Source organism: Cellulomonas citrea, from assembly GCF_009829685.1.
Lineage (GTDB): Bacteria > Actinomycetota > Actinomycetes > Actinomycetales > Cellulomonadaceae > Cellulomonas > Cellulomonas citrea.
In genome coordinates this window covers 1-7,483 of sequence record NZ_VWSD01000144.1, presented here as the reverse complement: position 1 = coordinate 7,483, position 7,483 = coordinate 1, and the positions used below count along the sequence as shown (strand labels likewise).

Sequence of the window (7,483 nt, the reverse complement as noted above, 5' to 3'; positions counted from 1 at the left end):
GACGGGGGCGCCGCCGGGTGCGGCGGCCGGGTCGGGCGGCCCGGCGTGACGTAGCCGTAGGTGCGCAGGTGGAAGCGCATCCGGTCGGCGACGAACCACTCCTGGCCCAGCTCGATGGGGCGGCCCGTGGAACCGGCGGCGACCCGCTGCACGTGCAGCAGCGCCGAACCGGGCGGCACGGCCAGGTGCCGGGCCTGCTCCCGGTCGGCGCTCACCACCTCGAGGGTCTCGTCGGAGAACACCGGGCCGATGCCGTAGCGCTCGCGCAGGGTGCGGTAGAGCATCGACAGGTCCTCCCGGTCCAGACCCGGGAACAGGTCGGCCGGCAGGCACGAGGCCTCGAGCGACAGCGGCCGCCCGTCGGCCAGCCGCAGCCGCAGGATGCGGTGCACGGTCGCCCCCTCGGGCAGGCCCAGCCGGCGGGCCTCGGCCGCGTCGGCCAGGCCGAGCACGGCGTGCAGCACCCGGGTGTCGACCTGCACGCCCTGGTAGCGGGCGATCTCCGGCAGCGACTCGGTGGTGTTGAGGTGCCGCTCGATGCGCCCGTCGGACGCGATCACGCCACCGGCCCGTCCGATGGTGCGGCGCACCAGGCCGAGGGCGGTGAGCCGGTCGAGGGCGGTGCGCAGCACACCGCGCGGCACCCCGAGCTCGGCGGCCAGCGTGCGCTCGTTGCCCAGCCGCTCACCGGGTACGTACCCGCCGGCGGTGAGCCGGGCCCGCAGCCGGGCGGTGACCTCGTCGGCGGTCATCGCGGCTGGCTCCGCAGACTGGCCTCGAAGGCCTCGAGCAGGCGGTCCACGTCGGCGTCGTCGAACACGAGCGGCGGACGCAGCTTGAGCACGTTGCCCGGGCCGCACACCGAGGTGAGCACCCGGCGGTCCCGCAGCGCCTCGACCAGGTCGAGCGCCGTGGCCACGTCGGGCGTGCGCGTCACGGGGTCGGTGACCACGTCGACGCCGATGTACAGACCCGCCCCGCGCACCTCGCCGATCCGTGGGTTGCCGTCGGTGAGCGCGGCGAGCTCGCGACGCAGCCGGGCGCCCACCCGGGCGGCGTGCTCCTGCAGGTGCTCCTCGTGCAGCACGGCGAGCACGGCACGCGCCGCCGCGATCGACACCGGGTTGCCGCCGAAGGTGTTGAAGTACGGCAGCTGGAAGTCGGCGAGCACGTCCGAGCGGGCCGCCACGGCCGAGACCGGGATCCCGTTGCCCATCGGCTTGCCCATGGTGACCAGGTCGGGGACCACACCGTGCCGCGCGAACCCCCAGAAGGCGTCGCCGGTGCGGGCGAACCCGGGCTGCACCTCGTCGGCGATGAACACCCCGCCGGCCGCGTGCACCACGTCGATCGCCGGTGCCAGGAAGCCGAGCGGCCCGGCCGGGTCGGGGAACACCCCGTCGGAGGAGAAGATCGAGTCGGCGAGGAAGGCGGCGAACCGGATGCCGTGCCGCTCGAGGTCGGTGATCGCGGCGCGCACCTGGTCGGCGAACCACAGGCCCAGGTCGGGGGCACCGACGCGCCAGGCGTCCGGCGCGCGCACCGTGCGCACGTCGGTGCCGAGCGGCTGGCCGGTGCCCAGCGCCGGCGACATGCCGGAGACCAGTGCCGTGTTGCCGTGGTACGCCTCGGCGCTCACCACGACCCCGGTGCCGCCGGTGTGCTCCTGGGCCACCCGGACGGCCAGGTCGTTGGCCTCGGACCCGGTGCAGCAGAACATCACCTTGTCGACCTCGTCGGGCAGCAGCGCGAGCAGGTCCTCGGAGTAGCTGACCACGGCGTCGTGCAGGTAGCGGGTGTGGGTGTTGAGCGCCCCGGCCTGCTCGGCGATCGCGGCCACCACCGCGGGGTGCGCGTGCCCGACGCTCGCGACGTTGTTGTAGACGTCGAGGTAGTCCTGCCCGTCGGCGTCGAACAGGTGCGAGCCGACACCGCGCACCAGGTGCACGGGGGTCCGGTAGAAGAGGCGGTACGCCGGTCCGAGCACCTGCTCGCGGCGGTGCACCAGACCGGCCGTGCCGGCGGGCAGCGGCGGGGCCGTCTCCGGCCGGTAGCTGTTGGTGTCCATGATGGTCGAGCGGGTCGCCATGAGCGTGTCCTCGTCGCAGGCTGTGGTGCAGGGTGCGGGCCGCCCGGTCCGCTCCGGATGGCCTCGATCGTTCTCGCCCTGCCCGCACGCGGGACACCCGCCTGTGTAAGAACCCTGTTACCGCGACGTCGCCCGTGTGAATGGTTCGTTACCTGTTCGGCGTGCCCTTGCCAGACCAGGACGGGGGTCGCAGACTCGGCGGCGGGCCGCCCGCCCCGCTCCTTTCGTGACCGAGAGGAGCTCGTCATGACCGACCTGTCCGCGCCGCCCGCGCTCGACACCTTCGACCTGCTGGTCAAGGGCGACCCCGCCCCGGACTGGCTCGAGGAGGGCGTCGTCGCCGCATGGGGCTACCCGCACGGCACGGCGCTCACGCTCATCACCGTCTCGGAGAACGCAACCTTCCTGGTCCGGGTGGACGGTGACCCGGTGGCGGTGCTGCGGGTGGCCCGGCCCGGCTACATGAGCGGGGTGGCCGCGTTCGAGTCCGAGGTCGCCTGGGTGCGCTCGCTGGCCGCGCAGGGCGTGGCCCGCGTGCCCGCCGGGGTGCCGACGCTGGACGGCTCGTTCGTCGCGATGCTGCCCGACGGGCACGGCACCGCCTGGGCGTGCGTGAGCTACACGTACGTGGCCGGGCAGGTGCTCGAGGACATCGCCGACCCGGTGCCGTACTACCGGCGGATCGGGGCGACGACGGCCCGGCTGCACGAGCACGCGGTGCGCTGGACCCCGCCGGCCGGTTTCGAACGGCATGCCTGGGACCTGCCGCACATGGTCGGCCCGGAGTGCCGCTGGGGCCGCTGGGAGGGCGCCGACCTCGGCTCGAGCGAGCTCGCGCTGCTGGGCCGGGCGCAGCAGGCGGCGCTGACGCTGCTCGCCGACGTGCCGCGGGACCCGAGCGTGTGGGGCCTCATCCACGCCGACCTGCGGCCGTCGAACCTCATGGTGGACGACGACGACCGGCTCACCGTCATCGACTTCGACGACAGCGGCTGGAGCTGGTTCTGGTACGACTTCGCCGCCGCGTTCAGCTTCATCGAGCACCTGCCGGACGCCCCGACGATGGCCGCGCACTGGGTGGCGGGCTACCGCGAGGTGCGCCCCTTCACCGACGACGACGCGCGGTACGGCGGTGCGCTGTCGATGGTGCGCCGGCTGCAGATGCTGGGCTGGACCACGACGCACCGGGCCGATGCGCTGCCACCGGAGCTGTGGGCGGGCCAGGTGCCCGGCACGGTGCAGGTGGCCGAGCGGTTCCTCGCCTCACCGACCTGGTTGCTGGACTGACCGCGGGGCTCAGGTGCCGGTCGGGTCGCCCGGGCGGATCTCGGCGAGCCGTGCCAGGACGAGCCGGGTGAGCACCTCGTCGTCGATCGGGCGCTCGGCGGTGAAGCGCACGAGCCCCTTGGTGACGTCGTGGCCGGTGAGCGCGTCGCGCACCGTGTCGAGCGCGGTCGGGGAGTACGGCACGACCGACAGGTGCCGGACCCCGGCGCCGACCCCGAGCAGCGCCTTGCCGTCGAGCACCAGCGCGTGCAGCCCGTAGGACATCCCGTCGACGGCCTCGGGGACGAGCTCCCGCCCGAGGTCGAGCACATGGGCGAGGGCGGCACCGGCCGCCGGGTCCAACCCGTCGAGCCACGTCTGCGTCGTCGTCACCCCCGCATGGTCACACGGGGGTGTGCGTCGGCGCGCGGCACGGTGCGTCAGCCCAGGTCGAGCCCGGCCTCGTCCGGGACGTCCGGCAGCGGGTCGACCAGGTGGGGGCCGTCGTTCGCGACGGAGCTCACCGCATCCGACACCGGCGTGGCGGCGAGCGGCGGCGGGTCGAGGCCCAGCAGGTCGCGGGCCGCGGCCGCGTCGACGGCGGGGGACAGCCACGTGTCCCACACCTCGCGCGGCAGGATGAGCGGCTGCCGGTCGTGGATCGCCGCGAGCGCGGCACCGGCCGGGCGGGTGAGCACGGTCGTGGTGACCAGCCAACGCTCCGGGTCCTCGGGGCCCCGGGCCGGGTCCCGCCAGAACTCGTAGAGCCCGGCGAGGGCGAGCACACACCCGTCGACCGGGTGGATGTAGTGCGGCTGCTTGCCCGGGCGGCGGCTGCCCGGCCGCGGCGGACGCACCTGCCACTCGTAGTAGCCGTCGGCGGGCAGCAGCGCACGACGGGCGGCGAACGGCCGCGCGAAGGCCGGGCGCTCGCCGAGCGTCTCCACCCGGGCGTTGATCATCCGGGTGCCGACCGAGGGGTCCTTCGCCCACGACGGCACCAGCCCCCACCGTGCGACCCGCAGCTGGCGGGTGACCTCGCCGGTCGCGGCGTCGGCCCGTTCGACGACGACTCGGACCCCGTCGGTCGGTGCCACGTTCCACGACGGCGGCAGCAGCCGGGCGTCGTCGGCCACGGTGGCGATCGCGAACTCGTCCGCCAGGTCCTGCTCGGCGCGGAACGAGGCGTAGCGACCGCACATGCCCCCAGCGTGCCAGCCGGCACCCACGCGTGCGCAGGCGATTCGTCGTCCGGGCCGGTGGTGCGGGAGCATGGCAGGCGATGCCCCCCCTCTCACCCGTCGCACGGGTCCCTCGTGCGCGCCATGTCCTCCTGCTCGGGCTCATGGTCGCCGTCCAGGCGTTCTCCACCGACGTGTACCTGCCGTCGCTGCCGGACGTGGCCCGTGACCTGCACGCCTCGGTCGCCTCCGTCCAGCTCACGATGACCGTGATGCTGCTGGGCGGGGCCGTCGGGCAGCTCGTCGTCGGCCCGGTCTCCGACCGGTTCGGGCGCCGGGCGCCGGCGCTCGTCGGGCTGGGGCTGCACGTGCTCACGTCGGTGGCCTGCGCGTTCGCGCCGACCGTCGGGGTGCTCATCGGGTTGCGGGCCGCCCAGGGGTTCTTCAACGCGGCCTCCGTCGTGGTGGCCATGGCGGTGGTCCGGGACCTGTTCGTCGGTGGGCACGCGGCCCGGCTGCTGTCCAGGCTCATGCTCGTCATCGGGCTCGCGCCGCTGCTGGCGCCCAGCGTCGGCGGGTTCGTCGCGGCGCACGCCGGGTGGCGCGCGGTGTTCGGGGTGCTGGCCCTGTACGGCGTGCTCGTCTGGGTGGCTGTGCTGGTGCGGCTGCCCGAGACGCTGCCACCGGCGGCGCGCCGCCCCGGCGGGATCCGGGCCGGTCTCACCGGGTACGCCGCGCTGGTGCGCGACCGGCACTTCGTGGCGCTCGCCGTGCTGCCCGGGTTGAGCACGGCGGTGCTCATGAGCTACGTGGTGAGCTCGCCGTTCGTGCTGCGTACCGGGTACGGGCTCTCCGAGCAGCAGTTCGCGCTCGTGTTCGCGGTCAACGGGATCGGGCTGGTGGGCGGGGCGCAGCTCAACGCGGCGCTGGTGCACAAGGTCGCACCGCTGCGGGTGCTGCGGGTTGCCCAGCTCCTCATCGCCGTGCTCGGGCTCGTGCTGGTCGCGCTCGCCGCCACCGGTGCGGGTGGGCTGCCGGCGCTGCTCGTCGTGCTGTGGCTGCTCATGGCGACGCTCAACCTGGCCTCACCGAACGCGAACGCGCTGGCGATGAGCCGGCACGGGCAGGTCGCCGGGTCGGCGGCGGCGGTCATCGGTGCCGCGCAGGCTGGCGTGAGCGGTGTGGTGAGCCCGCTGTCCGGTCTGCTCGGCGGGGGAGCGGTCGCGATGGCTGCCGTGATGGCCGGTGCCGCGCTCGTCGGGGTGGCGGTGCTCGCGCTCGCGACCCCGGCCTACCGGCGCGGCGGCGGCTGGGGCGGCTGACCGGTCAGTCGAGGTGGTGGTCGACGCAGGCGCGGGAGGTGCGCACCTGTCCGATGAACTGCGCGACCTCGACGTGCCGGGGGTGGCCGGCGTAGGCCGCCAAGGCCGCCGGGGACTCGAAGTCGGCGACGAGCAGCAGGTCGTGGGTGTGCTCGAGGTCGTCGGTCGGCACCACGACGTCGAGCGAGAGCAGCCCGGGGACCAGGCCGTCCAGCGCCGCGAGCCCGGCGCGGGCCCGCTCCAGGTTCTGCGCGCGGGTGCCCCCGGCGGCCTCCTCGGCGAACTGCCACATGACGATGTGCCTGATCATCGGGACTGTCCTTCTCTGGTGGTGGCCGGCCGGCGCGACCACGCCACCAGCTGGTCGACGGCCTGGGTGAGCACCTGCGTACGTTTGACGAAGGTGAAGCGCAGCCAGGACGCGAGCGCCGTGTCGGCGCTCGACCCGGCCCGGGTGAACGCCCGCACCGGGACGCCGACCACCCCGGCGAGCTCGGGCAGCCGGCGGCCGAGCGCCGCGCCGTCGTCGAACCCGAGCGGGGCCGCGTCGGCCAGCACGAAGTAGGTGCCGTCGGGCACGACGACGTCGAACCCGGCCCGGCGCAGCCCGTCGCACAGCAGGTCACGGCGCACCCGCAACGAGTCGGCCAGACCGCGCACCCAGGTGTCCACCTGCGGGTCGGCCAGGGCGGCGGCGACGGCCGGCTGGAACGGCGCCCCCGAGACGTAGGTGAGGAACTGCTTGACGGTCCGCACGGCGGTGACCAGGTGCGCCGGGCCGGTCACCCAGCCGATCTTCCAGCCGGTGAACGACAGCGACTTGCCTGCCGAGGAGACCGTGAGCGTGCGCTCGGCCATCCCCGGCCGCGTCGCGATCGGCACGTGCGCGGGCCCGTACGTGAGGTGCTCGTACACCTCGTCGGTGAGCACGATGAGGTCGTGCCGGCGCGCGAGGTCGGCGACGGCCGCCAGCTCGTGGGTGGTGAGCACCGTCCCGGTCGGGTTGTGCGGGGTGTTGAGCAGCACGAGCCGGGTGCGCGGGGTGACCGCGGCGGCCAGCGCAGCGGTGTCCAGCCGGAACCCGTCGGGCCCGGGCACGAGCGGGACGGTCGTGTGCGTGGCGCCCGCCAGTGCGATGACGGCGGCGTAGGAGTCGTAGAAGGGCTCGAGGGTGAGCACCTCGTCGCCGGGCCCGACGAGGGCGAGCACCGCGGCGGCGATGGCCTCGGTGGCACCGGTGGTGACGAGCACCTCGCCGGCGGGGTCGGGGTGCAGACCGTAGTGCCGGCTCTGATGGGCCGCGACGGCGCTCAGCAGCGCGGGGATCCCGGCACCGGGCGGGTACTGGTTGTGCCCGTCCAGGATCGCCCGCGCGGCGGCGCGGGCCACCTGCTCGGGCCCGTCGGTGTCCGGGAAGCCCTGGCCCAGGTTGAGCGCGCCGGTGCGGGTGGCCAGCGCGGACATCTCGGCGAAGATCGTGGGGCGCACCGCACCGTCCGCCCCCAGCAGCCCGGTGGCGGCGGCGACCCGGCGCCAGGGCTGCGTGCTGCTCACACCGGCCAGCGTACGCAGCGGGTCCGGCACCGCCCGGAGGGTGTCCGCCTGTCGGGTCGAGGGTGGCGGGC

General features: G+C 74.8%; 8 protein-coding genes. 2 read left to right on the top strand and 6 right to left on the bottom strand.

The window, feature by feature from the left end:
• Together F2B26_RS13235 and F2B26_RS13230 are read right to left on the bottom strand one after the other, a co-directional pair.
• Positions 1-752: GntR family transcriptional regulator (locus F2B26_RS13235; RefSeq protein WP_159810123.1), on the bottom strand; the 752-nt coding region annotated here is incomplete at its 3' end.
• Positions 749-2,089: an aspartate aminotransferase family protein gene (locus F2B26_RS13230; protein ID WP_159810121.1), complete on the bottom strand. Its 1,341-nt coding sequence runs from the start codon at positions 2,087-2,089 to the stop codon at positions 749-751. The genes F2B26_RS13230 and F2B26_RS13235, both read right to left, overlap by 4 nt.
• A gap of 246 nt (positions 2,090-2,335) precedes the next feature.
• Between F2B26_RS13230 and F2B26_RS13225 the strand changes: the two genes are divergently transcribed.
• Positions 2,336-3,376 (top strand): phosphotransferase enzyme family protein, encoded by a 1,041-nt coding sequence (locus F2B26_RS13225; RefSeq protein WP_159810119.1) that lies wholly within the window; start codon positions 2,336-2,338, stop codon positions 3,374-3,376.
• A gap of 9 nt (positions 3,377-3,385) precedes the next feature.
• On the opposite strand, the gene F2B26_RS13220 is transcribed toward F2B26_RS13225, so the two are convergent.
• The gene (locus tag F2B26_RS13220) at positions 3,386-3,748 is read right to left on the bottom strand and encodes an iron chaperone (RefSeq protein ID WP_159810117.1); all 363 of its coding nucleotides are present in this window, start codon (positions 3,746-3,748) and stop codon (positions 3,386-3,388) included.
• Positions 3,749-3,795: 47 nt separating this feature from the next.
• A complete protein-coding gene (locus F2B26_RS13215; RefSeq protein WP_159810115.1) occupies positions 3,796-4,557 on the bottom strand; it encodes an SOS response-associated peptidase in 762 nt (253 codons plus the stop codon).
• 80 nt (positions 4,558-4,637) lie between these two features.
• Here F2B26_RS13215 and F2B26_RS13210 point away from each other — a divergent pair, with 80 nt between their 5' ends.
• A complete protein-coding gene (locus tag F2B26_RS13210; protein ID WP_159810113.1) occupies positions 4,638-5,858 on the top strand; it encodes a multidrug effflux MFS transporter in 1,221 nt (406 codons plus the stop codon).
• 4 nt (positions 5,859-5,862) lie between these two features.
• Here the strand turns inward: F2B26_RS13210 and F2B26_RS13205 are convergent, their stop codons facing one another.
• Both F2B26_RS13205 and F2B26_RS13200 read right to left on the bottom strand, forming a co-directional pair.
• Positions 5,863-6,168: a Dabb family protein gene (locus F2B26_RS13205; protein WP_159810111.1), complete on the bottom strand. Its 306-nt coding sequence runs from the start codon at positions 6,166-6,168 to the stop codon at positions 5,863-5,865.
• Complete coding sequence (locus tag F2B26_RS13200; RefSeq protein ID WP_438939201.1) at positions 6,165-7,421, bottom strand: aminotransferase class I/II-fold pyridoxal phosphate-dependent enzyme; 1,257 nt, start codon at positions 7,419-7,421, stop codon at positions 6,165-6,167. The genes F2B26_RS13205 and F2B26_RS13200 overlap by 4 nt, the downstream gene beginning before the upstream one ends.
• Positions 7,422-7,483: the final 62 nt, after the last annotated feature.

What these genes read in the sequence shown, in the direction of transcription:
- F2B26_RS13230 (WP_159810121.1), bottom strand. Translation starts at nt 2,089, where the DNA reads ATGGCGACCCGCTCGACCATCATGGACACCAACAGCTACCGGCCGGAG.
- F2B26_RS13225 (WP_159810119.1), top strand. Translation starts at nt 2,336, where the DNA reads ATGACCGACCTGTCCGCGCCGCCCGCGCTCGACACCTTCGACCTGCTG.
- F2B26_RS13215 (WP_159810115.1), bottom strand. Translation starts at nt 4,557, where the DNA reads ATGTGCGGTCGCTACGCCTCGTTCCGCGCCGAGCAGGACCTGGCGGAC.
- F2B26_RS13210 (WP_159810113.1), top strand. Translation starts at nt 4,638, where the DNA reads ATGCCCCCCCTCTCACCCGTCGCACGGGTCCCTCGTGCGCGCCATGTC.
- F2B26_RS13205 (WP_159810111.1), bottom strand. Translation starts at nt 6,168, where the DNA reads ATGATCAGGCACATCGTCATGTGGCAGTTCGCCGAGGAGGCCGCCGGG.